Source organism: Agromyces sp. NPDC055658, assembly GCF_053618155.1.
In genome coordinates, this window is sequence record NZ_JBSHHD010000003.1 from 181097 (window position 1) to 204884 (window position 23788).

The 23788-nt window shown below is 64.6% G+C and carries 27 protein-coding genes, 3 tRNA genes and 1 pseudogene; 15 read left to right on the plus strand and 16 right to left on the minus strand.

Annotated elements, in window-relative coordinates:
• The first annotated feature begins 20 nt into the window (after positions 1-20).
• Together ACWGPE_RS02920 and cls are read left to right on the plus strand one after the other, a co-directional pair.
• Positions 21-782, plus strand: a complete 762-nt coding sequence (locus ACWGPE_RS02920) for a phosphotransferase (protein WP_452048101.1) — start codon at positions 21-23, stop codon at positions 780-782.
• A gap of 104 nt (positions 783-886) precedes the next feature.
• Entirely contained in the window at positions 887-2359 is a 1473-nt protein-coding gene (gene cls, locus ACWGPE_RS02925) for a cardiolipin synthase (RefSeq protein WP_452048102.1), read from the plus strand.
• Between the two features lie 42 nt (positions 2360-2401).
• Here the strand turns inward: cls and ACWGPE_RS02930 are convergent, their stop codons facing one another.
• Entirely contained in the window at positions 2402-2647 is a 246-nt protein-coding gene (locus ACWGPE_RS02930) for a hypothetical protein (RefSeq protein ID WP_231429985.1), read from the minus strand.
• A 76-nt stretch (positions 2648-2723) separates the two neighbouring features.
• Here ACWGPE_RS02930 and ACWGPE_RS02935 point away from each other — a divergent pair, with 76 nt between their 5' ends.
• Positions 2724-3098: a nuclear transport factor 2 family protein gene (locus tag ACWGPE_RS02935; protein WP_452048103.1), complete on the plus strand. Its 375-nt coding sequence runs from the start codon at positions 2724-2726 to the stop codon at positions 3096-3098.
• 85 nt (positions 3099-3183) lie between these two features.
• On the opposite strand, the gene ACWGPE_RS02940 is transcribed toward ACWGPE_RS02935, so the two are convergent.
• On the minus strand, positions 3184-3618 hold the full coding sequence (locus tag ACWGPE_RS02940) for a DUF4279 domain-containing protein (protein WP_452048104.1): 435 nt from the start codon (positions 3616-3618) through the stop codon (positions 3184-3186).
• Between the two features lie 535 nt (positions 3619-4153).
• Positions 4154-4459 carry a hypothetical protein gene (locus ACWGPE_RS02945; RefSeq protein WP_452048105.1) on the minus strand — a complete coding sequence of 102 codons (306 nt, stop codon included), beginning with the start codon at positions 4457-4459 and terminating at the stop codon, positions 4154-4156.
• Between the two features lie 45 nt (positions 4460-4504).
• Here ACWGPE_RS02945 and ACWGPE_RS02950 point away from each other — a divergent pair, with 45 nt between their 5' ends.
• The 4 genes from ACWGPE_RS02950 to ACWGPE_RS02965 all read left to right on the plus strand — a co-directional run bounded on the left by ACWGPE_RS02950 (position 4505) and on the right by ACWGPE_RS02965 (position 5921).
• Positions 4505-4675, plus strand: coding sequence for a hypothetical protein (locus ACWGPE_RS02950; RefSeq protein ID WP_452048106.1), 171 nt, complete (start codon positions 4505-4507; stop codon positions 4673-4675).
• Positions 4672-5358 (plus strand): hypothetical protein, encoded by a 687-nt coding sequence (locus ACWGPE_RS02955; protein ID WP_452048107.1) that lies wholly within the window; start codon positions 4672-4674, stop codon positions 5356-5358. Before ACWGPE_RS02950 ends, ACWGPE_RS02955 begins: the two co-directional genes overlap by 4 nt.
• 90 nt (positions 5359-5448) lie before the next feature.
• Entirely contained in the window at positions 5449-5586 is a 138-nt protein-coding gene (locus ACWGPE_RS02960; RefSeq protein WP_452048108.1) for a hypothetical protein, read from the plus strand.
• A gap of 17 nt (positions 5587-5603) precedes the next feature.
• On the plus strand, positions 5604-5921 hold the full coding sequence (locus ACWGPE_RS02965) for a hypothetical protein (protein WP_452048109.1): 318 nt from the start codon (positions 5604-5606) through the stop codon (positions 5919-5921).
• 65 nt (positions 5922-5986) lie between these two features.
• On the opposite strand, the gene ACWGPE_RS02970 is transcribed toward ACWGPE_RS02965, so the two are convergent.
• Positions 5987-6655, minus strand: a complete 669-nt coding sequence (locus ACWGPE_RS02970; RefSeq protein WP_452048110.1) for a hypothetical protein — start codon at positions 6653-6655, stop codon at positions 5987-5989.
• 363 nt (positions 6656-7018) lie between these two features.
• Between ACWGPE_RS02970 and ACWGPE_RS02975 the strand changes: the two genes are divergently transcribed.
• The 3 genes from ACWGPE_RS02975 (at position 7019) to ACWGPE_RS02985 (ending at position 10556) form a co-directional block, all read left to right on the plus strand.
• Positions 7019-7813, plus strand: coding sequence for a hypothetical protein (locus tag ACWGPE_RS02975; RefSeq protein WP_452048111.1), 795 nt, complete (start codon positions 7019-7021; stop codon positions 7811-7813).
• A 43-nt stretch (positions 7814-7856) separates the two neighbouring features.
• Positions 7857-9035 carry an AAA family ATPase gene (locus ACWGPE_RS02980; RefSeq protein ID WP_452048112.1) on the plus strand — a complete coding sequence of 393 codons (1179 nt, stop codon included), beginning with the start codon at positions 7857-7859 and terminating at the stop codon, positions 9033-9035.
• Between the two features lie 474 nt (positions 9036-9509).
• A complete protein-coding gene (locus ACWGPE_RS02985; RefSeq protein ID WP_452048113.1) occupies positions 9510-10556 on the plus strand; it encodes a hypothetical protein in 1047 nt (348 codons plus the stop codon).
• Between the two features lie 209 nt (positions 10557-10765).
• Here ACWGPE_RS02985 and ACWGPE_RS02990 read toward each other — a convergent pair whose 3' ends face one another.
• On the minus strand, positions 10766-13456 hold the full coding sequence (locus ACWGPE_RS02990) for a phage tail tape measure protein (RefSeq protein ID WP_452048114.1): 2691 nt from the start codon (positions 13454-13456) through the stop codon (positions 10766-10768).
• Positions 13457-14337: 881 nt separating this feature from the next.
• On the opposite strand from ACWGPE_RS02990, the gene ACWGPE_RS02995 reads away from it, so the two are divergent.
• Entirely contained in the window at positions 14338-14724 is a 387-nt protein-coding gene (locus ACWGPE_RS02995; RefSeq protein ID WP_452048115.1) for a hypothetical protein, read from the plus strand.
• Positions 14725-14789: 65 nt separating this feature from the next.
• Here ACWGPE_RS02995 and ACWGPE_RS03000 read toward each other — a convergent pair whose 3' ends face one another.
• From ACWGPE_RS03000 to ACWGPE_RS03030, 7 genes are all read right to left on the minus strand, one after another.
• Positions 14790-15404 carry a hypothetical protein gene (locus ACWGPE_RS03000; RefSeq protein ID WP_452048116.1) on the minus strand — a complete coding sequence of 205 codons (615 nt, stop codon included), beginning with the start codon at positions 15402-15404 and terminating at the stop codon, positions 14790-14792.
• The gene (locus tag ACWGPE_RS03005) at positions 15401-15703 is read right to left on the minus strand and encodes a hypothetical protein (protein ID WP_452048117.1); all 303 of its coding nucleotides are present in this window, start codon (positions 15701-15703) and stop codon (positions 15401-15403) included. Before ACWGPE_RS03005 ends, ACWGPE_RS03000 begins: the two co-directional genes overlap by 4 nt.
• A gap of 22 nt (positions 15704-15725) precedes the next feature.
• Positions 15726-15878, minus strand: a complete 153-nt coding sequence (locus ACWGPE_RS03010; protein WP_452048118.1) for a hypothetical protein — start codon at positions 15876-15878, stop codon at positions 15726-15728.
• 217 nt (positions 15879-16095) lie between these two features.
• Positions 16096-17118: an AAA family ATPase gene (locus tag ACWGPE_RS03015; protein WP_452048119.1), complete on the minus strand. Its 1023-nt coding sequence runs from the start codon at positions 17116-17118 to the stop codon at positions 16096-16098.
• A complete protein-coding gene (locus tag ACWGPE_RS03020) occupies positions 17115-17441 on the minus strand; it encodes a hypothetical protein (RefSeq protein ID WP_452048120.1) in 327 nt (108 codons plus the stop codon). The genes ACWGPE_RS03015 and ACWGPE_RS03020 overlap by 4 nt, the downstream gene beginning before the upstream one ends.
• A gap of 251 nt (positions 17442-17692) precedes the next feature.
• Complete coding sequence (locus ACWGPE_RS03025; RefSeq protein WP_452048121.1) at positions 17693-18130, minus strand: hypothetical protein; 438 nt, start codon at positions 18128-18130, stop codon at positions 17693-17695.
• A 73-nt stretch (positions 18131-18203) separates the two neighbouring features.
• A complete protein-coding gene (locus ACWGPE_RS03030) occupies positions 18204-18401 on the minus strand; it encodes a helix-turn-helix domain-containing protein (protein WP_452048122.1) in 198 nt (65 codons plus the stop codon).
• A 277-nt stretch (positions 18402-18678) separates the two neighbouring features.
• Between ACWGPE_RS03030 and ACWGPE_RS03035 the strand changes: the two genes are divergently transcribed.
• Both ACWGPE_RS03035 and ACWGPE_RS03040 read left to right on the plus strand, forming a co-directional pair.
• On the plus strand, positions 18679-19257 hold the full coding sequence (locus ACWGPE_RS03035) for a helix-turn-helix transcriptional regulator (protein ID WP_452048123.1): 579 nt from the start codon (positions 18679-18681) through the stop codon (positions 19255-19257).
• On the plus strand, positions 19257-20348 hold the full coding sequence (locus ACWGPE_RS03040) for a site-specific integrase (protein ID WP_452048124.1): 1092 nt from the start codon (positions 19257-19259) through the stop codon (positions 20346-20348). Before ACWGPE_RS03035 ends, ACWGPE_RS03040 begins: the two co-directional genes overlap by 1 nt.
• 75 nt (positions 20349-20423) lie before the next feature.
• On the opposite strand, the gene ACWGPE_RS03045 is transcribed toward ACWGPE_RS03040, so the two are convergent.
• The 3 genes from ACWGPE_RS03045 to ACWGPE_RS03055 form a co-directional block, all read right to left on the minus strand.
• A tRNA-Phe gene (locus ACWGPE_RS03045) sits at positions 20424-20496 on the minus strand.
• A gap of 70 nt (positions 20497-20566) precedes the next feature.
• A tRNA-Asp gene (locus tag ACWGPE_RS03050) sits at positions 20567-20640 on the minus strand.
• A 52-nt stretch (positions 20641-20692) separates the two neighbouring features.
• A tRNA-Glu gene (locus tag ACWGPE_RS03055) sits at positions 20693-20765 on the minus strand.
• 299 nt (positions 20766-21064) lie between these two features.
• Here ACWGPE_RS03055 and ACWGPE_RS03060 point away from each other — a divergent pair.
• Positions 21065-22312 (plus strand): M23 family metallopeptidase, encoded by a 1248-nt coding sequence (locus tag ACWGPE_RS03060; RefSeq protein ID WP_231429996.1) that lies wholly within the window; start codon positions 21065-21067, stop codon positions 22310-22312.
• On the plus strand, positions 22305-23630 hold the full coding sequence (locus ACWGPE_RS03065) for an NlpC/P60 family protein (RefSeq protein ID WP_452048125.1): 1326 nt from the start codon (positions 22305-22307) through the stop codon (positions 23628-23630). The genes ACWGPE_RS03060 and ACWGPE_RS03065 overlap by 8 nt, the downstream gene beginning before the upstream one ends.
• 57 nt (positions 23631-23687) lie before the next feature.
• On the opposite strand, the pseudogene ACWGPE_RS03070 reads toward ACWGPE_RS03065, so the two are convergent.
• Positions 23688-23788 (minus strand): annotated as a pseudogene (locus ACWGPE_RS03070) (ComEC/Rec2 family competence protein); the annotation flags it as partial.

The following is a 23788-nucleotide window of genomic DNA, read 5'->3' on the forward strand; positions in this document are numbered from 1 at the left end:
ACGGCTGGCATCATTGGCGGGTGGATGACGAGCAGGGTGCGGCGGAGATCCCGCTGACCGGCGGCAACATGGACCCCGTCGTGCGCGTCGGCGACACGGTGCGACGAGTCGCGGGCGACTGGACTCCCGCCGTGCACGCCCTGCTCGCCGCCGCGCGCGCCGCCGGCATCGAGGAGGTGCCCGTGCCCCTCGGCATCGACGAGTCCGGCCGCGAGGTGCTGAGCTACCTCGAGGGCGTCATGCTCGTCGACACTCCCGCCGAGGTGCAGTGGTCGACGGCCGTGCTCGAGCAGGCCGGCCGGTTGCTGCGGCGCGTGCACGAGGCATCCCTGTCGCTCGCGAACGACCGCGGGCGCGCCTGGCGGATGCCGGCGCACGAGCCGGTCGAGGTCGTCTGCCACAACGACGTGGCCCCGTACAACCTCGTGGTCACGGGCGGACGCGTCGTGGGGCTCATCGACTTCGACCTCGCCTCGCCCGGACCGCGGCTGCGCGACCTCGCCTACCTCGCGTACCGCATCGCCCCGTTCGCCGAGGACGCCGAGGGCTACGCACCTGCGGTCACCTCCGACGGCGAGGAGCCCGTCGACCGGGTGCGGCGGCTCGTGCGCGCCTACGGCGGCGAGTACACCGTCGACGAGGTGCTGCGGGCCGCGGCCGATCGCCTCGACGAGCTCGCGCGGTTCACCGACGATCGAGCCGAGGCGACGGGACGCGACGACTTCGTCGCGCACGCCGGCATGTACCGGCGGGATGCCGCGCGCCTGCGCGCGATGAGCTGACCCCCGACCGCTATCGTTGACTCACCCGCGGCGACGAGGCACGCCGCCGGGCCCGAGGAGGAGCCGATGAACCGCTGCAGCCGCGACCACGACGGACAGCTCTCGTGAACATCGATCCGGCCGTCCTGACGACGGTACTGCTCGTCATCGCCGACTGGACCATCCGCATCGTCGCGCTGTTCATCGTGCCGAAGGACCGCAAGCCCACGGCCGCGATGGCGTGGCTGCTCGCCATCTTCCTGATCCCGTTCGTCGGCGTGCTGATGTACCTGCTCATCGGCAACGCGAAGCTGCCGAAGAAGCGGCGCGAGCGCCAGAAGGAGATCGACGGGCTGATCGCGGCGAACGTGCACGCGCACGACTACACCGTCGACCGGTCGGCCTGGCCCGCGTGGTTCACCTCGATCGTGCGCCAGAACCGAATCCTCGGCGCCCTGCCCGCCTCCGGCGGCAACCGGGCCGAGCTCATCGGCGACTACCAGCAGTCGATCGACCGCATGGCCGCCGAGATCGACACCGCCGAACGGTTCGTGAACGTCGAGTTCTTCATCGTCGCGTGGGACGACACGACGCGCGGGTTCTTCGCCGCGATGGAGCGCGCGGTGCAGCGCGGCGTGAAGGTGCGCCTGCTGATGGACTACATCGCGTCGGCCAAGGTGCCGATCCACAAGGAGTCGATCGCCGAGCTCGACCGCATCGGCGTCGAGTGGCACTACCTGCTGCCCGTGAAGCCGTTCAAGGGCCAGTTCCAGCGTCCTGACCTGCGCAACCACCGCAAGCTCGTCGTCGTCGACGGGCAGGTCGCGTACACCGGTTCGCAGAACCTCATCTCGCGCGACTACGACTCGCCGAAGAACCAGAAGCGCGGGCTCAAGTGGCAGGAGCTCGTGACCCGGGTCACCGGTCCGACCGTCGCGGCGATCAACACCGTCTTCCTCTCCGACTGGTACGCCGAGACCGGCGAGAACCTGCACGAGACCGCCCACGTGCCGGTCGCCGAGGTCGATGTCGACCCGTCGCCCGACGCGCTCGTCTGCCAGATCGTGCCGAGCGGCCCCTCGTTCGACGAGGAGAACAACCTGCGCATGTTCCTCGGCCTCGTGAACGCCGCGCAGGAGAAGGTCATCATCACGAGCCCGTACTTCGTGCCCGACGAGGCGATGATGTACGCGATCACGTCGGCGAAGTTCCGCGGCCTCGACGTGCAGTTGTTCGTCTCCGAGATCGGCGACCAAGGCATGGTGTGGCACGCGCAGCGCTCGTACTACGAGCCGCTGCTGCGGGCCGGCGTGCGCATCTTCCTGTACCCGGGGCCGTTCATCCTGCACTCGAAGCACATGTCGATCGACGACGACATCGCCTTCATCGGGTCGAGCAACATGGACATCCGCTCGTTCCTGCTCAACTTCGAGATCTCGATGCTCGTGCGGGGCGAGTCGTTCGTGCGCGACATGCGCGAGGTCGAGGAGGGCTACCGCGCCATCAGCCGCGAGCTCACGCTCGACGACTGGCTGCGCGAGCCCGCGAAGGCGAAGTTCCTCGACGGGGTGGCGCGGCTCACGTCGGCGCTCGAGTAGGCGCCGAGGCATCCGCATCGCCGAAGGCGGCGTGCCCAGGCCTCAGGCCGGCGCGCCGCCCTCGACGGCGCTCAGCACGGCGTCGACGTCGCTCTCGGAGGCGCCGAGCCCTGCGTCCGCGAGCCGGTCGCGGACCATTCCGCGCGCGTCGTCGACGTGACCGAGCAGCAGGTCGCCGCGCACCTGCTCGATCACGCCCTCGAGCTGCTCCGCACGCGTCGCATCGTCGTGGCCCGCCTCGACGGGCTCGGTCTGCAGGTCGTCGTTCCGCTCGTCATACGTATCCATCGGGCGATGGTCGCAGCTCGACGACGGGGCGCCAACCCCCTTCACAACGCGCCATGAATGTGCTCGGATCGCCCGCATGACCGATCTCACCCTCGACGAACTGCTCGCCCTCGAACACGAGGGATGGACGTCGCTGTGCTCGGGCACCGGCGGTGGCTTCTACGGCGACCTGATGACGGATGATGCGGTGATGGTGCTCGTGAACGGCATGGTGCTCGACCGCGAGGCCATCGCGAGCTCGCTCGACGACGCGCCGCCCTGGTCGCGGTACGAACTGAGCGATGCACGCGTGATCGACGTCGGCGACGACGCGAGGGCGCTCGTCTACCGCGCCGTCTCGTCGCGCGATGACGGCGGCGAGCCGTTCGAGGCGCTCATGTCGAGCGTCTACCGTCGCATCGACGGCCGGGCGCGGCTCGCGCTGTATCAGCAGACGACGATCACGCACTGAAGCCGCCGGCGGCCGGGAGCGCAGAACACCCCGGCGAACCCGGGGCCGGCGGCGGAGCCTGTAGCGGGCGAAAGCCGGCGCCGCATCAGTGAAGCGACGCGTTCGCGTGAACGTCCTCAAGGTCGTCGAGATAGACCGTGCCGTACACATCGACACCGAACTCGCCGATCGCCGCCGCAAGATCGGCAGGCATCACGAATCCGCCCTGAACGGAATCCGAGTAGGCCGACCACTGGATGCGGGCTTCGCAGTCCGGTGGGAGGTTCGACACCGCGCCGAGCGCGGGTTGGATCAGCCTGAGGAGCGTCCGAACGGCACGCGTACCCGTCTGATCGTCGCTCTCGTTGTCTACCTCGCCAATGTCGATGCTCCAGGTGTGGTGGCTGGTGACGCGGCCAGACTTGCGCGGTGTGCCCGCGTTCGTGACGCTGGTCGGATCGAGCCCGAGGAGTTTCGAAATCGCGGCTGGATCCGTCTCCGAGGACGAGACGACGAATGACGCTAGCCCGGACTGGATCATGAGTTGAGTGTAGAGCCAGCGGATCGGCCGCGAGTGTCTGGATTCGCCCCGATCGTTTCGCCATGCGGTCGGCCAGCAGGTTCAGGAAATGCGTTTATCGCGCCGTCTCGTCGCGCGATGACGGCGGCGAGCCGTTCGAGGCGCTCATGTCGAGCGTCTACCGTCGCATCGACGGCCGACCGCGGCTCGCGCTGTATCAGCAGACGACGATCACGCACTGGAGCTGGCCGCGGCCGACAACGTAGAAGACCCCGGGCGAACCCGGAGGTCTTCTACATCTGGGGCTCCGACCGGCATCGATCGGGTGACCTTTCGATTTTCAGTCGCCGCCAGCGCATACGCCATCATGTTGATGTGGGGCTGGAGCCCTGAATTTGCTGGGAAGAAGCGTCACTCCAGATAACAGTTCGTCACTGCTGATGAACGCGACGTGTGCCCAAATTTGTGCCCAAACTACCCCAAGCACTTCACCGAGAGAAGTGTGACTAGGCAGTGTTGCTAAACCTGGTGTGACGCTCGGGGCGGTGCAAGTGCACTACTCCGCCGCGGTCAGCGTGATGTTGACCACCGTCCCTGCGGGGCGGAAGTCGCCTGCGAGTCGGATGAGTCGCCGGCCGCTGTCGCCGGACGCGGTGTGGTCCGCGACCTCGACGAAGAGTTCGAAGTGCCGATCGCGGCCGATCCAATCCAGGATCTCGTCAACCGCCTCGGCGTCACTGATGCGCTGCGGATCGTGGCGCGCCGCCTGGCCGATATCGTCGCCGGTCCAGAACCAGACCCAGTAGATCGAGGCATCCTCCTGCCTCACCCGAAGGAAGGACTCGTCCCACTCGGCCTGCATACGATCTCCTCCGCACGGCATCGAACCAGCCAGTAGGCTCAGCCCATGACCAACACGGTTACGCCCGTTGAACTTGCAGAGCAGGTCGGGCGCAGCCCGAAGACCGTCCGAGCTCTGGCACGCAAGCTGTTTCCTGAGCACGAACAGAACACGGAGTGGCACTTCTCGACGGAAGAGGCCGATGAGCTCGCGGCTCACTTCTCGGAACCGCGATGAGCCTCGAAGAGCACTCATACGACTCAGGCCTGCCCGAGCAAGACGTCACCCGCACCGTCCTGACGGCGGCGATGCTCGGGGCGCTGTCCGAGATCCCTATGGTCGGTGGTGCAGCCTCAGCAGCTATTCAAGCTCGGTTGGCCGCAGCATCACGCGAACGTGATGAAGAGTGGTTCGCGATGCTTGCCGCCCGCATCGCCAATCTCGAGGTGGAAGGTCGGTCTCGGGGCGAAACCATCGACATCGAATCGCCAGAGTTCATCGCGGCAGTTCATCGGATGACGCGGGCTGCCCAAGAGACCGCCGACCATGAGAAGCGCCTGATGCTGGCTGGGGCGCTGGCTTCCGCGTCCATATCCACGCTTGAGTGGAACGAGCGTGAAAGATTCATCCGCCTGGTTTCGGATCTCTCACCGTTACACGTCAGGATCTTGGGCTTTTTTGCGTCGCCGACTACCTACCTTCGAGTGACTGATCTCCCGAGTTCTGGTGGTACGCCCTTTGATGCGCTCATGCTGTTCCTCGGCGACGAGTTGGACCGACGCCAGGTGAATGACGCTGTCGAAGATCTGGTGTCGAATCTTCTGCTTGGAATGTTGCCACCCGAGATGCGGACGCCAAATGGCATGCTCAGCCCACAAGTCACAGAGCGCGGAGACCGCTTCCTCGTGTTCCTCGGGTAGGGCGCCCGTAGTATCTATCCCGCGTGTGCGCGGCTGGCTTCTGTGGAGAACTGAAGCAGGGGCGGTTCTCGGCGGTCGTATGCTCTCGACATGGAAGACGACCGCTTGCCCGTCACCGAGCCGGACTGCCCGAACTGCTGCACCCGCACAATGCATCGTCCACAGGGGGAGTACTGGTGTCGTAACTGCGAGGTCATCGTCGTCGACTTCGGTTCGGCGCTATCGTGATCTGAGAGGTGGGGGACATGACTGAACAACGCGAGCATTCTTCGACGGATCACGGCGCCCAAGGCTGGCCCCCCGCTGTTCGCTACGCTCTTCTGGGAGCAGCAACTCTTGCTGTCCTGCTGTTCTTGTCGGGATTCTTCTTCTCGGTGCCGCTCGCGTTTGGCTTGCTAATTGTCTCCATACTCGGCCGGCGTCAGCTCGGCGGGATCTGGGTATGGACCGCCTCATTGAGCGTTCTCGCGATTGTTCTCTCGATCGTTTGGATGCTGGTCTCCCTGGACGCAGGCTCCGCCATCTCTGTCGACCCCATGCCCGTATCAACGCCCCGGCCATAGCCGTCCCAACGACGAGTAAGGGGGTGGGGCCAAGACTGCCCCGCCCCCTTACTGCTCGCTAGACGTCAGTACAGCGAGCAGACGTAGTCACGGTAGTACGTCCCAGTGAAGTTGCCGCGAACACGAGTGCACGGCTGGGTGTACTGAGTCGGAATCGGAGTCCCCAACTGGTACTGGAAGCTGTGCTGAGACCATGCGACCCCCCGACCCGACACAACGCCCGAGCCACCGTTGATCTTGCCATTGAACTTCCAACCCAGGAAGAAGGTCTGACCGCCCTGCTCCTCGATCGCAGCGCCGGTGACGGTGGTCGCGCCAGTGCACCAGCGTCCCCGGGTCCAGGACTTGTATAGGTCAATGCCGACAGCACTGCGCCCAACATACGTCTGAGTGACGGAGTAGCAGTAGTTCGCCGCCATCGGCGTAACCACGCCATCCTCGGCGAGCGCGGCCTCCGCCTCTGCCGCTGGCATGAGCTTTACCTCACTCGTTACCTTCACGTCCGCGAGTTTGCCTGCCTCCTGCAGTAGGGCGAGGTCAGCCGCAGGGATCTTGGCGAGCGCCTCCTCGGACGCTCCAAGGTACTTCTCGTTGAGAGCGAGTGCTCGTTCAACATCGATGCCCTTGTCCTTGCCGTTGCCTCGATCTGCGGCCGTGGCGGGAGAGGCCACGAACAGACCCAAGGCGATCGACGCGATCGCTACAGCGGACCCAATACGGAGAACAGATTTCATAGAGATCTTCTTTCTCGAAGGCCGCGGCACCGTTACCGCGGACCTGAATAGATATGTCCGCATGCGGCGAGAAGGTTCCCGATTGCCATCACCGTTTTGCCTCGGACCGTAGGCTCGAGATCATGCGCTTGACCGGCAACCTTCGTCCAACTGCTTCGAGTGAGATCGTCGCGGCGGGCCACGATCGCGGCAGTGCGTGCTAGCGCTCCTTTCGGGGCGATCGTGCCAGAATCGCTGACATGCTGCTGAGTTCCGGGGGTATCGATGCTCGCTAGCCTGCTGCCTGGTCTCAGGGACGTTCGAGTCCCGTTGGCGGCGGGCCTAATCTGGCTGGCCGTTCTGGCGGTCGCGTTCAGTTGGATCGTGCCGCTCGTCGCGCCGACACTGTTGCTCTCGCAACTCGTGGATGCCGCTGGGGTGTTCGGTGGTGCAACGGCGATCACAGCGATTGCGTTTGTGGCGTATCTGGTCGGGCTTGTTGTCCTCGGACTTCCGGTGTTTGTCGACGAGGGCGATCCTGCGAGTGCTGTGAGCACGACATCGGAAGCCGGGCTCGAGCAGCTCATCGTCAGGGACCTTCGGGACGCCAGGCGGCGTGGTGTGCCGTTCCAGCGGCTGATTGGTCAGTTCGAGATACTGGCAGCCAATGAAGAAGCCCGCATGAGCGACGAGGCTCGGGAGGAGCTCTCGGCAGAGGCAGCATTCGATGATCCAGAGCATCGGACACCTTGGGAGATCAGCCAGCACGACCAATGGACGTGGCTCGAAGAGGATTGGAATGTGAAGTTTCTCGCCTCCACGGTTCTTCAGGAACTGGATCTCGCTGAACTCTCGCTTCAGACGACGAGCCGTGATGTCTACGACAGGTACGACCGAGTCCGTGCAGAAGGCGAGTTCCGTCTCGCGGTCGCACTTCCGATCGGAGCCCTCGCGGTGGCCCTCGCCGCCCGGCTTTCAGTCGAATACCATAATCTGCTCCCATTGACGTTTCTGCTACTGCTGATTCCCGCGTGGGCGCTTTGGAATTCAGGGCGGGCCCGATTGGTGCACGCGAAGGACGTCATGGTGCAAGCGATTCTGAGCGGGCAGGCCTCCTCCCCAACGCTGAAGCTGATCACAGACCTCGAGGGGACGTCTCCAACATCAGGCGGAAGATGAGGTTTGTATAGGATTCGCGCCTATACAGAGCTATATTCGGGTTGTGTATCCCGAGTTGAACCCCTATCGTCCTGGCTCGGGCCTCAAGCCGCCTGCTCTGACCGGCCGGGAAGCCGATGTTGACGCGTTCGACCTGCTTGTGGCTCGGACTAGAAGGCGCGAACTCGATCGAGGAATGATCCTGTACGGCCTTCGCGGTGTCGGCAAGACCGTGTTGCTGAATCAATTCCGGAATCAAGCCGAGACTGCATCATGGGCAGTCGTCGAGCTGGAGGGGCTTAGCCGGGCGGATGAGGTAGACACCCTTCGATTGAAGCTCGCGAGAGGGTTCTACCGGGCCGGCGCCAAAATCCGAAGGAGACTCCCCCCGAAGGACTCAGTGACTCAGCGTGCTCTTTCCACCATCGGAGCATTCTGCGAGTCTGCTGGCGCGAACAACCTGGATCTAGGCGCTCCTGCGGCTGTGGGACGAGCTGACTCGGGTGACCTCGCACTCGATCTGGAAGACCTACTGGAAGACCTAGCTCCAGCGCTCATAGCTTCGTCAGCGGCGGTCGGATTGTTCATCGATGAACTGCAGGAGCTTGATCCCGATCTCCTGGGCGAGCTGCTTAGTGTGCAACATCGTGCTGGACAACGTGGATGGCCGTTCTACATCATCGGGGCTGGTCTCCCTGTGTTACCTGCACGGTTGGCGGCCGCACGCACATACGCAGAGCGCTTGTTTGATTATCGACAGGTGGGGGCACTCACCGCCGAGGCCTCCCAAGCCGCACTCGTTGAGCCCGCGGTCCAGCGGGGCGTCGACTTTGATGACGATGCTCTCGCAGCCCTACTTGAAGCAGCGAACGGATACCCGTTCTTCATCCAGACGTTCGGCAAGTCGACATGGGACGTCGCAGTCGAGAAGAAGATCACAGCCGATGACGCGCGCTTGGGTATCGCAGAGGGCAGGAGAACCCTCGACGAAGGCTTCTACCCGTCTCGTTGGAGCCAAGCCACCCCGGTTGAGCGCAAGTACTTGCTTGCGATGGCCGCGCTTGGAGAGGAACGCGCAAGGACAACGGATATTGCTGCGCACCTCGGCGTTCCGACGAGCAAGCTCAGCACCGCTCGTCAGCAACTGCTTGACAAGGGCGTCCTCTTTGCTCCCAGCCGTGGCATCGTCGAGTTCGCGGTGCCGGGAATGCTTGCGTACATCGAACGTCAGTACGCCTACTGATCGTGCCTTTCGCGCGAATGCGTAGAATCTAGGGATAATGCGCGGGCCGGCGCGCTCCAAATTCAGGAGCACCATTGGCCCGAGATGAACCCCGCTGGCACCCACTCCTTGCAGCCGTAGAAGGCCCTCTGGGGACATGGCGCATGATCGACAGCCTTGGCAAGGAGTACGGGCTCGTGAGGCTCGTGCGGCTAGACGGAGAGCCTCGGTACCGGACCGAGTTTCGAGGGCAACTCCTCGGCTACGGAGCCACCCTCAGAAGCTCATGCGAGCGAATACACGGAGCCCTCGTGTCGTCAGCAGCTCCCAGCGGCCGCATTGGATGGGAAGAACAACAAGACGCCGATCGACGAGCTGGGCGAGCGACTAACGCTTCAACTGCGTCCCCCGAACGCGGGCAGGCGCCACAGCACGTACACCCTTAGCCTGCAATGACGGGTGGCGCAGACGCGACCCGCACAAACGGGGGACAGCATGTCGGACGCGCAACCGCCTGCCGGATCGAATCCGGATCCCGCTTCGGGGGAGCAGCGCTACAGGGACGGCGACCGGCCGACCGCAGAGATTCAGCTGGATTTGATCAACGCGGATCCCGAGGTCGCAGCGGTTGTCCAAATGGCGATTGGCAACCTCGGTGTCGGCAGCCTGCTAGTTGCCGGCCTTCAGTCGCTGCTTCCAGAATCGGCCTTGTGGCGGCTTACGGTGACGACCGACATTGCGACAACGGTTGATCGGCTTGAAGGGCGCGATCTTGAGGCAGCCTACACAACAAATCGTGGAGCCGGGTTCGTCGGTGGACGCACCATCAAGAACGTAGACGGGTCATACGACATCGTGGTGTCGGCGGACGCGCTAATAATCGCGCCAGAGTCCGCAGACACGCCTGAGGCAGTGCTCGAGCATGCATTTCGCGCGGCAGCTCACCTAGGGGTGCACGAAGCTGGGCACGTACTGCTTGATCTGAGAGGCGAAGACGCAGACCGCTACTCCGACCTGCCCACTCAAGCGCCGACTGCGCACGCGTGGCGCAAGTACCTAGCATCACATTTAGACGATCATCGGATCGAGCAGATGGCACGTGCGGTCTCGCCGTCACCCAACTCCCAGCTCGATCATCTGGCGAAAGCCATCGCCCATTTCCGCGCCGAACTCAACTGGTCGCGGCAGAACTGGCGCGACGACATCGGTGCAGCGGCCTCCAGGACGATGATTGCGGCGAATGACCTGATCCGCGTCCTTACGTATCTTTCGGCCGAACTAGGGATTGAAGACGGTTACGCCGTCACCCCCGACCCTGCACCACCCGGCTGGGACGAGTACGTGGGGCCATTTTGGCAGCGGTGGAGTCTGGCATTCCATGAGGCCCGCCCGGCAGACATCGAGATGTCGCGAGAAGAGCTCGCCGACGTACTGAAAGGGCTTTGCCCGCTTGTGAGGGAGTGGCTCCATGGAATCGGCGTCGATTGGGACATCGACGAGCTCGACCGCGAGAGCATCTACTGGCGAAGGCTCTGGTATTGAGCCCACCCGAGTCCCCCTAGACGAATTGCCGCCGGACCTTCGTCGCATGACCCAACTCCGCGCGGCGAACGTCAGACGGGCGCACTCGACCTCCGCCGCCAACTCGACCGTAGGCCACGGCTGTATCGCGCCCGCGACACGCGCGGCCGTTCAGGGACAACTTCTCCGGGAGTAGCGACTGCCACTACTCCCGGAGGAGTGACGGGACGCTAAGCGCGTCCGCGTCGCGAATTCGCCACCGACGTCGAACCGATCGAGGCCTGAATCGCACCCATCGGGACCGTTACACCGACGCGGTCGCGGATCTCGCGGAGGAGTTGTCGATCGAGCGGGCTCAGGTTCGTCGGCCCATACGCGGCCGGGCTCGCCGCGGGGGCCGCGGGGGCCGGCATCGAGTAGGCGTATGTCGCTGGGGATGCCTCGTACCGTTGCGCGCCTTTGGTGAAGGCTTCCCAGTGGGAGGTTTCGCCGCCGCTGTTGATCATGCTCAGCAGTGCGAGATTCTTCTGTGCCGCGTTCGCGTTCACGACGAACTCACCGTCCGACAGCATCGCCGGGATGTTGTCTTCACGCGGACCACCGGGACCCGTCACTAGGCCACCGTCTGCGTACTGACCGACGTTCATCGGCCGTCCAGACATGTCCTTGATCGCCTGCACGTAGAGCGGGATCTGCCGGCCTGAGTAGTCACGAATGAACCCGTCCAGTGCTGCCTGTGCAGCCGCGGTTTCCGCGATCACCCGCCACTCGGACGAGTCAGGAATGCGGTAGATCTGATCCGCCAGCGCCCCCGCCTCGTCGGCGTTGTACCCGAGCTGCTTAGCGCGGTCGATCAGAGTCTGTTGACCAGCCTCAAGCGTCTCCCGGTACGTCTTAGTGTTCCCGTCGAGATCGAACTGCGCCTTTGCTGCTTCCTGCGACTGCTGTGCCAGATCGACGAGCATGGCCTTGTTGTCGCGGCCAGCCTGCGTGTTCTCATCCAGCCCGAGCGCGTACCCCTCAACGCCGTCCTTCGCATTCTTGATGGTCTCGTCGACCTCAGCGAGCGCATTCTTGTAGTCCAAGTTCTGCGAGACGGCATCCTGCCCGACACCGTTGGCCTCGTTGATTTGGTCGATGAGTTCGGAGATTTGCGAACTCAGCTCTTTGGCACCGGAAGCAGCGTCGAGATACGCGTCAGCGGCACTCTTCGACACCTCGACACCGTCCGCCTGTGCACGGTTCTTCTGCTCAGCCATGCTGATCGCATCAGCAATCGAGGCCGACTCACCGCGCACCGCGTCGACCACAATCTTGCTCGCGTTCGCATACTCAAGCCCACGAGTAGCCGAGTCGAGCGTGACCTTTTCGACCTCGCGCATCGCGTCGACATTGCCCATCGCCGCCTCGGTGACTGTGTCGATCCCAAGCCCGATCTTCTCCGCAGCCGAGTACGCCGAATCGGACGCCTCGATCCACAAGAAGCTGTCCTTTGCGGCCAGGTTCTCGATGACCATTTCACGCGTCGATTCCGTAACCCGTCCGGTTGCCTCGTCGAGCGTCGTGACGAAAGCGTCGGTCTTCGCGGAAGCCTGCGCAGCCTCCGAGGCCCAAGCTGCCAGTGCGAGGCCAGCAACCGAGATTGCACCGCCCGCAAGACCAACACCCTTCGCTGCCTGACCACCCGAAATCCCCAGAGCGGACATCGACGCTTTGAGCTCAGCCATCTTCGGGATCGCGAGCAGTGCGGCACCACCCGCAAGCCCCACCGCGGCCGTCAGACCGCCCATAGCGGTCCCAACACCCAGCACCGGCTCCGGAAGGTCACCAATCGCGTCAACCGCGCCCGTAGCCGCTTGCACGAGAGCACGTAGCGCGTCGTTCGCCGCCGACCCCGACTGGATCAGAGTCGTGTCGATCGCACCGCCCAACTTCTCGATATCACCCGACAGGTTGTCCATCCGCATACGTGCCGTCTCCGACGCATACCCGGAATCGTCGACCGCTTTCGTCCACTTGTTTATGCCCGCTTCACCCTCGGAGTAGAGCACGTTCGCGGCGCGGATCGCGTCTTGGCCGAAGATGATCTCGAGCGATGCGTTCCGCTGCTGATCCGTCAACCCAGCGAGCGCGCCATGCAGGCTGCCGGCGAACTTCGCCAACCCGACGAACGAACCGCCCGAGTCGTACGCGCTAATCCCGAGACGTTCCATCTCGGCTGCGGCCTTCGCAGAGTTCGGCGTCAACGCACCCAACATCGTCTTGAACGACGTACCTGCGTCAGAACCCTTCAACCCTTGCGAAGCGAACGCTGCTAGACCTGCCGTGGTTTCCTCGATCGACAGGCCGGTGCCGTGCGCTACCTGTCCAACCTGGCCCATCGCCTGCGCCAAATCCTCAACCGAACCCGACGCCTTACCGGCCCCAGCCGCGAACAGGTCCGCGACGTGCGGGAGATCCGCCCCGGAGAGGTTGAACTGGTTGAGCGCATCAGCCGCAACCTCCGCCGAACGTGCAACCTCGAGCCCACCAGCCGCCGCCAAGTTCAGAGATCCGGTGAGACCACCGCCGAGAATGTCCGCGGTCTCGACGCCGGCTTTGCCCAACTCCTCGATAGCGCCCGCAGCCTCAGACGCCGTGTACGCGGTGCCCTCGCCCGCATCAATCGCCGCCTGCCGAAACGCGGCCATGTTCTGCGTCGACTCGTGCGACGCAGCCTGCACCGCCGACATCTGCCGGTCGAAATCCGCGAACTTCGACACCGCCAACCCGACACCAACCGCAGCCAGCGTTCCGATCGCGAGTGACGCCTTGCCGACGGCGTCGAACGCCTCCTTCTGTGCGGCGAGCTTCCCCGCCTCAGTCGTTGTATCTTTGGTCGCTTTCGCGGCCTTCTGCATGCCACTGACGTACTGCGCCACCTGTGCTGTCAGAGTGACCTTCGTTACCCGATCGCCCACCTACTCATCTGCCATTCCCCCCACGTTGTTAAGCCGAAAGGGGCCAGTCGAACGACTGGCCCCACCTATCCGCAAACCGCGGCCCCTACATGCCCCTTCTCGCCTCATACGCCCGCTGCCGACAGGACGACGAGCAATAGACCTTTCCCTTGCGCCCCTGCACGTCGCCATCGCACTGAGGGCAAACCCGAACGATCTCCCACAAGCCGGCCAACTGCCGACGCAGAAGCCGAATCCCCTTCTCCGCACGACGCACCCGTTGAAGAAGCGCCAGCAAATCCGGCTCCGGCAGCTCCCGCAAAGCCTCGACCTCCGCAGGTGTCAACTTGCCTTGACGCGGCCCCCGCGGAAGCCGCCAATCCAAACTCTCCGTGATCCTCAAAGAGCCCCCTTTCCGTGACGCATCGACGGCAAACCGCCCGACAGTGACGGCTAGAGCGCCACATCCCAAACGTTTTGAACCCGTCGCACCTCTTAGCGACCTCACCGGCGGTCTGTAGCAGGGGTTGTATCGGGGGTCTCCCCCCCACCCCTTAGAGATGCCAGCACCCGCGCACACACCGTTCGCGAGTGAGGAGTTGACCTCGACAGGCCGATCGGCTCGGTAGGCTCGCGTGGTGCACACGGGTTGGTGGAACATCGCAGGCTGGCCTACGGCCGAGGAATGGTCGGCTTGGTGGGCATGCGTTGCCGCTCTCGGAGGGCTCGCCCTCTTGTGGTTGGCATGGCGCCAGCTGCAAGGGCTCTCTGAGTCGAATCGTACGCTTGCGCGCTCGAACGACCTGGTGGCAGCTGCGAATCGCGAGGAGTCGCGCCCCTACGTGATCGTCGACTTCCGCCCCATGAACCACAAGCACGGTGCGAGCTTGGCGATCGACGTGTCGAATACGGGCCGCACGTCTGCGATGAACGTTCGGATCCGATCGACTCCACAGCTGGAGACATCGCTCACTGCAATCGAAGGTGACAAGGTCGCGAGCGAGCGAGTGCGAGACCGACTCCGTCGCATATTCGACGGAGAGATCGGACTGACCCTCCACCCAGGTCGGAACTACACGTACATCTTCGACGCCTTACCCGCTGCCGGCGCCCCAGAACTCCCGAAGTCGTACCAGATCGAAGTCAAGTACGTGGATGTCAACGGGAACTACTTTCGGGACACGTACACGATTGAGTACGCCTCGATTCTTGACGCCGCCGAGGTCAATGGCGTCGGGCCCAGCTGGTAGCCCCCGGAGACCTGATGGGCGGCTGAACACTCCAACCGCCCATCGCTCACCCGTAACTGTCAGAGCTACGACCGACGCTCGAGGGCTCGTCGCATGTGCTGGTAGATGTCGTAGTTGCGGCGTGACGCAACCGGGACCTTGAACACCTCGGTGAGGTAGAGGTTCGGGTCGATCGCTCCGATGCGCCCCGTCCCTACGCGGATGTCCGCCACGCTCGAGTACTGCGTTGGGTAGGGCGCGAGAAGCGTCTCATCCTCCCTCGGCGAGGAGTTCGTGAAGTCCTCTACGCCGAGTTCACGGAGACGCTTGCGCCAAGCACGGAGTTGGGTGGATCGGGCTTCCGCCGCCTCGAGGAACGCGAGTTGAGCATCTTCCACGGCCTGCAGAAGGCGGGTGAACTGTTCCGAGTCCAGCGGCGTCGTTTCGATCTCCTCGCGGATTGACTGAATCTCCGAAATCCGCAGTTGCTCGCGAGCCTCGCTGAGTCTGCGTACCGTGTTCTGGATGCGAAGCTCTGCGTACCGTGCGCGCGATTCCTCAGCTTCGATGTCGGAGATCTTCACCTTGGTGTTGCCGTTGATGATGTCGTTTTCCAAGGTCGCAGCACGATCCCTAGCTGCCTGCACCTCAGCTTCGGAGCTCTCGAGCTCTCGTTCCAGCTTCTCCACAATGTCGGTCATTCTTCTTCTCCATTCATTTCGGGTTCGTCGGCCCCTGATTCAGTCAGCTCGTACTTCTCACGCAGTTGCGCGATCGTCGCTGGCTCGGGGAAGAGGAGATGGTCAAGTCGCCCCTCTTCCCTTGCAGTGAGAATCTCCTCGGGCGTCATCTGTTTCAGATCCGCTCGGGTTGGGCGATCTGGGATTGGCTCTCGTTTTGGGATTCCGAGGAGGTGGTTGAGAGCGCCGGCAGTGTGTAGCTCACTGATTTCCTCTGGCGTCATGCTCTTGAGGTCGTCGCGGGTGGTCTCCCTTGTCATCTATTTGCTCCCTTCTCGCAAGTCAGCAGGTCGCCTCGCGCAGTTGAGGACAGCTGGATTCGTGTTTGACCATGGGCCAGAAGAACCCACTCGTGATCTCGGTCATGCGGATGTTTGCGCAGCAGTCATCGCACTGCCCCCAACCGCCGTGCTTGCCGATGTGGTCGATAGCCATCAGTTCCTTCTCCTTCCGGCCCACCAACCGGCGTTGACACGGCCCTCGCGGGCGTACAGGTCACACGCGCTTCGGAGCGGGCAGAGACTGCAGGTTTCAGTGAGTTCGATTTCGTCGCCGGGCGGTAGTTCGTCGGCGATGAATCGTGGGTCGTTGAGGCAGAGCGGGGGGTTGCGTTGCATCGCCGCTTGCAGGGCATCCCACGCCGCCGCGCCCCTCATGAGACGAGCTCCAGCGGTGTGTCCGTACTGTCCGGTTGTCCGGATTTCCAATCGGGTTCGGACACCAGGACACTTCGGACAGGGGAGTAGAGGCCACGTTCGGTTCGTTCGATGCGGCCTGCATCTGCGAGTCGTCGAAGATAGCGACTGACCTTGTCGACGGCGAGATTGGTGCCGGCTGCGACCTCTGCTGCACGCACGGGGCGGCTCGCGTGTGACACGAACTCAACGATTCGAGTGGTGTCTTCACTGAGATTGTCGGTCGCCCGCTGCTCCTGCTGGGCGGCGGCGGCGTCCTCGAGCGAGTCACCGACGAGCGTCCATCGATGCCCGTCAAGCTCTACTCGGTACTCACCTTCGGCGGCATCTCGTGAGGTCACTGACAGGCAGCCCGTGGTCTCTGTGCGGTTGCGGCGCAGCACGACGATGCTGTCTGCGGAGCCCGCGAGGCCCTGCGTGCCGCTCACCATGTCAAGGAAGTCCTCCGAGACCGCCTTACGGGTGTGATGCACCGCGACCAGAGAAGAGCCCGGGTTGCTGTCGGCTAGCGCTTTCAGTTCCCCACCAACGCGGTAGTCGCGGGCGTAGTCGGTTTCACCACCACGAGCAGTTCGCTCCACCTTGCCGAGGGTGTCGAGGATGATCAGCGGGTTCGTTCCGGCCGCATCCGACATCCACGCCGCGAGCGTCGCGATCGGGTCGCCGGGAAGGGCCGTCGCGAAGTCGAGATGCGACGGCCCCTCCGTGACGCCGAGTGCGTGCAATCGCGACTGCAACCGCCGCGGTCCATCCTCGAGAGCCGCGTACAGCACTGGTCGTCGCCTCCCGACTGGCAGACTGCCGAGCGCATTGCCACCAATCGCAATTTGGTACGCAAGATCAAGGGCGAACCATGATTTGCCAGCCTTCGGTGCGCCGGCAAGCAAGGTAAGTCCCTCAGGAATCACACCGGGAACGGCGTACTGGACTGCCGGGAAGTGCTCGCCCATAAGCCACGTGGCGTTGAATACTCCGTTCATCGGCTCTCACCTTCGATCTGGGTATCGACTGCCGAGTCGACGAACTCGCGCCAGTAGTCTTCGGCAGCAGCGCGCATGCGACGCAACCTCAGCTCCGGGTAGTCGGTGCCGCCGTGGATACGTTCGTAAAGCTGGTCACGGGCGTCCTCGGCACTCTCAAGGCGTGCCCGAAGCGACTCCTGGCCGTCCCAGAAGCCGCTCGCGTAGAAACCTTGAAGAGCAGGGGTCAAGTCGTGAAGCCCGCACTCACCCGAGAGAAGGCGGTAGAGGGCTCCGTCGAGCTGCTGCTCGACGGTGTATCCGATCAGTTGGACTGCATTCATACGCAGCCTCCAAATCCGGTTGCTAGGCGGTCAGCTCCCTCGCGAGATTGACCAATGCGTTGTGAACCTCACGCCAGCTCTCGAGCGAGAAGTCGGCCGGCCATGCGGTAAGTGCGAGAACGTACCCGTCCGGGTAGTTGAGAAACGGCGTAGGCGAGTCCGGGAGTGGCCCCCACACGTCGTAGGCGCGGAAGATGCGGAGAGCCCGCCATGTCCATGACGTGGCGGGCTCATCCCAGTCGTCAGTGTCGTCAGGCAACGGACGCTTCCTCGAATACGCGAAGCTCGGCGGCGGCGGAACCGATGACGTACGCGATCTGCTCGGCCTCTTGCCACGTCTGGTCGGGGCTCAGCTCGGGGACAACGACCGCCGCCGACTCTGGCGAGTGGTAGACGACTCCTTCTTCCCCACACTTGGCGCGCTCCGTTGCGCCGTACACGATGTAGATCCGTTCGATGCGGGCCGCGAAGCTTCCAGCAGTCCAGTCACGTCCATGTACGAACACCATGTAGTCGTCATCGTCGAAGGAGGCTTGGTGCACCTTGACCCCGATCGCCCAACCAGGCAGCGGCAACGGCCACGGGGGATTCTCGCCCGCATCCTTCGCGTCGCGCCACTCGGCGAGGAGCGTCTCGACCTCAGGGTTTCCACTGGCCCGCGCCGGGGTTGACTGCTCTACGATTGACATAGTCGGTTCCTTTCTTGATGGTTTGGTTCCGTCGAATGCCCGCCGGGTTGCACCCCATTGGCGGGCATTCTTCTTAGGCACCAACCGGCTGATCGGTGCGGGTGTACAAGTTCGCTTCGAGGAAGCTCTCGACATCTGCGCGTCGGTAGAGCACCTTCTTGCCGAACTTCACGAAGCGGGGTCCACCGCCGCGGTAGCGAAGCTGCGCAAGTTGTCCCGGCGTGGTGTGCGCGAGCTTTGCGACTTCATCGGGTGTAAGCAGATCTGGCATGTCGCCTCCAATCAATTTCTGGCATTCCAAGTACCGGTCCTGAGACCGGTGAATGTTTCGGCCGGGTTCCCCCTCACCCACCACAGTGAGGTCGCCTGTCCCGCTCTGTTGAATTGCTTGCCTGACGCACTGGCTGGTTGGTCCGGCCCCGCCTCGACGCGCTATGTGCTCGTGTGCCGACTCCAAATTGGTGTCGATATTCAACTCTAACAGAGTGTAAGGCTATTTTGGTAACGGAACTCGACTCCAAGTTGGATTTTTTCGCTAGTCTGTGCGTATGGACTTTCCCTTCGCAGCTACAGACGAGGTATTTGGACCCGCGCTCCGCGAGGTGCGGGAGGCCGCTGGTCTGTCCCAAGACGAACTCGCTGTTCGAATGAGTGCCGAAGGGTTTGGATTCAGCCAGGCAACGATCTACAAGATCGAGAACCGAAAGCGAAAAGTCGGTCTGGGTGAGGCGCTAGCTCTTGCGGCCATTCTGCGAGTCCCCGTCGAACGCCTCGCGATCCCGGAGCGGAACACCGCCGCGGCTGTCCGCGAAGCGATCAAGGGACAGGCCCGCCACTCGCTAACGGTGATCGGGGAAAGCAGCGATTCGGTCCTGACCGTGATCGGGGACTTGAGAGCGCTCCGCGACCTGCTCGACGAGTACGTCTCGAGGGTGGGCACGCATCCCGCTTTTGCGGCTCGGACTGAAGATCCTTGGAAGGCGTACCACTCGTTGATGGAGTTCGAGCACGGCGCCCGTGGGTACGTCACCGAAATTCAGGCGCTCGTCGCAGACCCACTCGTCCGCGATCTGATGAGCGAACTGGGCGTGGATGAGCATGCTGTCACACGGTTGGCGTGGGCCTGATGGCGACCGTTGAGCCCTACCAGAACAGCGCCGGCCGGACGCTCTATTCGGTGCGCTATCGATCAGCGGATCGGCGGCAGCGACGCAAGCGGGGGTTCAAGACGAAACGCGATGCCGAGCGGTATCTGATCTCAGTTGAGTCTGCGAAAGACCGAGGCGAGTGGGTTGACCCCGGCAAATCTCGAGTGACCGTGGGGGAGTGGGCCGAGCATTGGTACGCGGCTCAGATCCAACTCAAGCCCACCACCCGCTCGGGTTACCGTCATGCGCTGGACAAGCACGTGCTGCCGCGGTGGTCGACGACGAAGCTCTCGGACGTTGGGCACGCTGATGTCCAGAAGTGGGTCAACGGGCTATCGACCCACCTTTCGCCGAGCACGACGCGACAGACCCATCTCGTGCTATCCGGTGTCCTGAAGTTCGCCGTTCGCGATGGGCGGCTGGTGCGAAACCCGTGCGACGACATCCGTCTCCCACGGATCACTCGGAAGGAACGCGGCTACCTCACGCACGAGCAGGTCGCAGCGCTTGCGGCTGCGAGCGAGCCCTACGGCGACGTCGTCCAACTCCTCGCGTACACGGGTCTTCGATGGGGTGAGATGGCCGGCCTGAAAGTGAGTCGGGTCGACCTGCAAAGGCGGCGTCTCGACATCGCCGAAGCGGTCACCGAACCCCGGGGCCTCATCACTTGGGGCACGCCGAAGACCCACGAACGCCGATCGGTTCCGTTCCCTGAGTTTCTGATTGCTGCGCTCGAGAAGCGCATGGACGGCAAGCGGCCAGATGACATCCTGTTCGTCGGGCAGGACGGTGGGGTTCTCCGCAACAGCAACTTCCGGTCTCGCTACTTCACCAAGGCGTTGAAGGCGGTGATGGCCGAGGATGAGGACTTTCCGCGGATTACTCCGCACGACCTTCGCCACACTGCTGCGAGCCTCGCCGTAAGTGCCGGTGCGAACGTGAAGGCGGTGCAGCGGATGCTTGGGCACAAGTCCGCGGCGATGACCTTGGACGTCTACGCCGACCTGTTCGACGACGATCTGGACGCCGTTGCCGATGCGCTGAACGTGCGCGCTGTGTCCAAAATGTGACCAACTCGATCACTAGGCAGGCGGGGCGAGCTCATGGCAAACAAAAAACCCCCGGATGACCGGGGGTTTTGACTGTGGCTCCGACCGGCATCGATCCGGTGACCTTTCGATTTTCAGTCGAACGCTCTACCAACTGAGCTACAGAGCCTCGAGGTGCGAAAGCATCTCGATAAGGAGAAAGCCCCTTCTCTCGTAAGGGAAAGGGCTTGTCGCCTGAGCGACCCTGACGGGACTTGAACCCGCGACCTCCGCCGTGACAGGGCGGCACGCTAACCAACTGCGCCACAGGGCCTCGTAGTGAGAAATCTCACCGAGACTGTTCAATTGTACTTGCCATTTTTCAGTGACCCCAACGGGATTCGAACCCGTGCTGCCGCCGTGAAAGGGCGGTGTCCTAGGCCACTAAACGATGGGGCCGGAGGTCTTGCCTGGGGCATGACCGCCGACAAGCAAGCATACGTGCTGATTCGCGAGAGTGCAAAACGAGCGGCGGGATGCCTCGCGGCGGCCTGGTTCGCCGGGTTCACGGGTGTCCGTCGACGAGTTCGGGGAGCGCCGAGGCATCCGTGGACATGCCCCTGAAATCCCCGGATTCGGCTTCGCCCGTGCCTATCGTGAAGGCTGCCACTGCCTGCATTCGAGAGCGAGGAGCGCGGGGAACCCGAGGCCCGCGTGGACGGGGAACCATGGACCGCACCACACCACGTACGAACGCCGTGCGACGACTACTGGCCGGCGCCCTGCTCGTCTCGGTCGCCGTCGTCGGAGCGGTGGCGTCACCGCAGGCCGCCTTCGCCGCCGACTATCCCACGTGGGACGAGGTCGAGCAGGCGAAGGCCGACACCGCCGCCGGCGCCGCGGCGGTCGAGGAGATCGAGGGCCTCATCGGGCAGCTCGAGGTGAACGTGGCCGAGACGAGGGCCGAGGCCGAACGCCGCACCGACGACCTCATGGTCGCGCAGCAGAAGTACGACGACGCGGTGACGAAGGCCGCGCGCATCCAGGCCGAGGCCGACGCCTCGGCGAAGGAGGCCGCCGACGCCGAGCGCAACGCCGGTCAGGTCGCCGCGCAGCTGTATCGCAGCGGCGCGGGCGACCTCAGCGTCAACCTGTTCCTCGAGGCCGGCGACGCGAAGTCGACCGACGCGCTGCTCTCGAAGCTCGGCAGCATGAACCAGATGGTCGAGCGCTCCAGCGAGGTCTACAGCCTCGCGCAGGAGAAGCAGAACGCGGCGGCGGCGCTCGGCGACCAGGCCGAGGTCGCCAAGGCCGAGCGCGAGAAGCTGCGCATCGCCGCCGAGGAGGCGCTGCGCGCCGCGCAGGAGGCGCAGGCGCAGGCCGAGGCCGCGCTCGCCGAGTCGCAGGCGAAGAAGACCGAGCTCGAGGCGCAGCTCAAGTTCCTGAAGGACGCCGAGGCGAAGACGACCGCCGCGTACGAAGAGGGTGAGCGCAAGCGCAAGGAAGAAGAGGAGCGCCGCCGCAAGGAGGAGGAGCGCCGCCGTCGCGAGGCGATCGAGAACGGCAGCGCCGGCGGGGTCGCAACGTCGGGCTGGGCGCTCCCGGCCTCGGGTTGGATCTCGGGCGGCTACGGTCCCCGCGAGGTCATCTGCGAGAACGGGTACTGCTCGAACTCCTTCCACTACGCGACCGATCTCGCCACCGGGTGCTGGTCGCCGATCTACGCGGCCAACAGCGGCGTCGTGACGTACGCCGGCTGGTCGGGCAGCTACGGCAACTTCGTGAAGATCGACCACGGGGGCGGCATCTCGACCGGGTACGCGCACATCGTCGACGGCGGCCTGCTCGTCGGCTACGGCCAGTGGGTGTCGGCGGGGCAGCAGATCGCCTGGACCGGCACGACCGGCGCGTCCACGGGCTGCCACCTCCACTTCGAGGTGTACGACGGATGGAACCGCATCGATCCCGTGCCGTTCATGGCCGCGAGGGGCGTATACCTTGGCTGAGCAGCGTACCGGTCCCATCTCGCGGAGCTCGGCAGCGGCCATCTCGGCGGCGGTCGCCGTCGGCGCGGTGACGGCGTCGGTCGGACTGGTCGGGTCGCCGGCGGCGGCCGAGCCCGACTACCCGACCTGGGGCGAGATCGAAGCAGCCAAGCAGAACGAGTCGGCGAAGCTCGCCGAGATCGACCGGCTCGGCGGGCTCATCGCCGGGCTGCAGCAGACGGCGGATGCCGCGGTCGAGGTCTCGATGAAGGCCGACGAGGCCTACCGCCAGGCGATCGACGCGCGCGACACCGCCCTCGCACGCGAGCAGTCGCTCGGCCGCCAGGCCGACGAGGCCGAGGCGGTCGCCGAGATCTCGAAGATGCGCGCCGGGCTCATCGCCGCGCACCTCGCCCGTTCGGGCGGCGGCGATCTCACGAGCGAGCTCATGTTCGCCCCCGACCGCGCCGACGACCTGCTGCACCAGCTCGGCACGGCCGCGAAGCTCGGCGAGCAGGCACAGGGGCTCTACGAGCAGGCGCGAGCCGACCGCAACTCGGCCGCCTCGCTGCGCGAGCAGGCCGAGCAGGCCGCCGACGAGCGCGAGCGGCTCGCGGAGGTCGCCGAGACGCGCGCCGATGAGGCCCGTGCGGCCGCCGACGCGGCGACCGCCGCCGTGGCCGAGGCGGAGCAGCGGTCGGTCCAGCTCTACGCCCAGCTCGCGTCGCTCAAGGACACGACCGCCGAGCTCGAGCGTGAGCGCGTCGAGGGGCAGGCCCGGGAGGCGGCCCAGGCCGCGCTCGAGGAGCAGGAGCGCCGGGAACGCGAGGAGCGTGAGCGCGAGGAGCGCGAGCAGGACGCTCGCGACGACGCCGCAGCGGGGAACGGCGGCACTGGTGGCGGCAGCGCCCCGGCTCCGGCCCCGCCGCCCAGGCCCGCCCCGCCGCCGACTCCGGCACCGCCGAATCGCAGCGCCGTCGAGTCGGCGATCTGGTTCGCGAGCCAGCAGCTCGGCGAACGCTACGTGCTCGGCGGCGCCGGCCCCGACGTGTGGGACTGCTCGGGCCTCACCAAGGGCGCCTACGCGTACGCGGGCATCGGCATCGGCACGCACTCGGCGACGAACCAGTACTACACGCTCGCCGCGCGCGGCAAGGCGGTGCCGCTCGGCAGCATCGAGCGCGGTGACCTGCTCTTCTGGGGCTCGGGCGGCGACTACTACCACGTGGCGATCTACCTCGGCGGCGGTCGCATCCTCGAGGCGCCACGCGAGGGCGTGCCCGTGCGCGAGTACTTCATCTGGGGGAGCCCCTCGGCGGCCGCCCGCCCGGCGGGCTGAGGCTTCGAGGGTCGCTGCGCTCCTCCTCGACCCGGTGGGCATGCGAAAGGGGGCGAGCACGATGGTGAGGTTGGAGCCGCTGACCGCCATGAGGTGGGTGAGGTCCGTGGCCCGGAACGCCTCCCGCAGGTCGTCCGGTACCCGCCCGGTGTCCCCGA

Bases quoted from the DNA above. Each gene is read 5' to 3' on its own strand.
- ACWGPE_RS03010 (WP_452048118.1), bottom strand. From the start codon at position 15,878: ATGGCTATCGACCACATCGGCAAGCACGGCGGTTGGGGGCAGTGCGAT.
- ACWGPE_RS03005 (WP_452048117.1), bottom strand. From the start codon at position 15,703: ATGACAAGGGAGACCACCCGCGACGACCTCAAGAGCATGACGCCAGAG.
- ACWGPE_RS03000 (WP_452048116.1), bottom strand. From the start codon at position 15,404: ATGACCGACATTGTGGAGAAGCTGGAACGAGAGCTCGAGAGCTCCGAA.
- ACWGPE_RS02945 (WP_452048105.1), bottom strand. From the start codon at position 4,459: ATGCAGGCCGAGTGGGACGAGTCCTTCCTTCGGGTGAGGCAGGAGGAT.
- ACWGPE_RS02940 (WP_452048104.1), bottom strand. From the start codon at position 3,618: ATGATCCAGTCCGGGCTAGCGTCATTCGTCGTCTCGTCCTCGGAGACG.
- ACWGPE_RS03015 (WP_452048119.1), bottom strand. From the start codon at position 17,118: ATGAACGGAGTATTCAACGCCACGTGGCTTATGGGCGAGCACTTCCCG.
- ACWGPE_RS02960 (WP_452048108.1), top strand. From the start codon at position 5,449: ATGGAAGACGACCGCTTGCCCGTCACCGAGCCGGACTGCCCGAACTGC.
- ACWGPE_RS03025 (WP_452048121.1), bottom strand. From the start codon at position 18,130: ATGTCAATCGTAGAGCAGTCAACCCCGGCGCGGGCCAGTGGAAACCCT.
- ACWGPE_RS02955 (WP_452048107.1), top strand. From the start codon at position 4,672: ATGAGCCTCGAAGAGCACTCATACGACTCAGGCCTGCCCGAGCAAGAC.
- ACWGPE_RS02965 (WP_452048109.1), top strand. From the start codon at position 5,604: ATGACTGAACAACGCGAGCATTCTTCGACGGATCACGGCGCCCAAGGC.
- ACWGPE_RS03040 (WP_452048124.1), top strand. From the start codon at position 19,257: ATGGCGACCGTTGAGCCCTACCAGAACAGCGCCGGCCGGACGCTCTAT.
- ACWGPE_RS03035 (WP_452048123.1), top strand. From the start codon at position 18,679: ATGGACTTTCCCTTCGCAGCTACAGACGAGGTATTTGGACCCGCGCTC.
- ACWGPE_RS02995 (WP_452048115.1), top strand. From the start codon at position 14,338: ATGAACCACAAGCACGGTGCGAGCTTGGCGATCGACGTGTCGAATACG.
- ACWGPE_RS02985 (WP_452048113.1), top strand. From the start codon at position 9,510: ATGTCGGACGCGCAACCGCCTGCCGGATCGAATCCGGATCCCGCTTCG.
- ACWGPE_RS03020 (WP_452048120.1), bottom strand. From the start codon at position 17,441: ATGAATGCAGTCCAACTGATCGGATACACCGTCGAGCAGCAGCTCGAC.
- ACWGPE_RS02935 (WP_452048103.1), top strand. From the start codon at position 2,724: ATGACCGATCTCACCCTCGACGAACTGCTCGCCCTCGAACACGAGGGA.
- ACWGPE_RS02950 (WP_452048106.1), top strand. From the start codon at position 4,505: ATGACCAACACGGTTACGCCCGTTGAACTTGCAGAGCAGGTCGGGCGC.
- ACWGPE_RS02930 (WP_231429985.1), bottom strand. From the start codon at position 2,647: ATGGATACGTATGACGAGCGGAACGACGACCTGCAGACCGAGCCCGTC.
- ACWGPE_RS02970 (WP_452048110.1), bottom strand. From the start codon at position 6,655: ATGAAATCTGTTCTCCGTATTGGGTCCGCTGTAGCGATCGCGTCGATC.
- ACWGPE_RS03030 (WP_452048122.1), bottom strand. From the start codon at position 18,401: ATGCCAGATCTGCTTACACCCGATGAAGTCGCAAAGCTCGCGCACACC.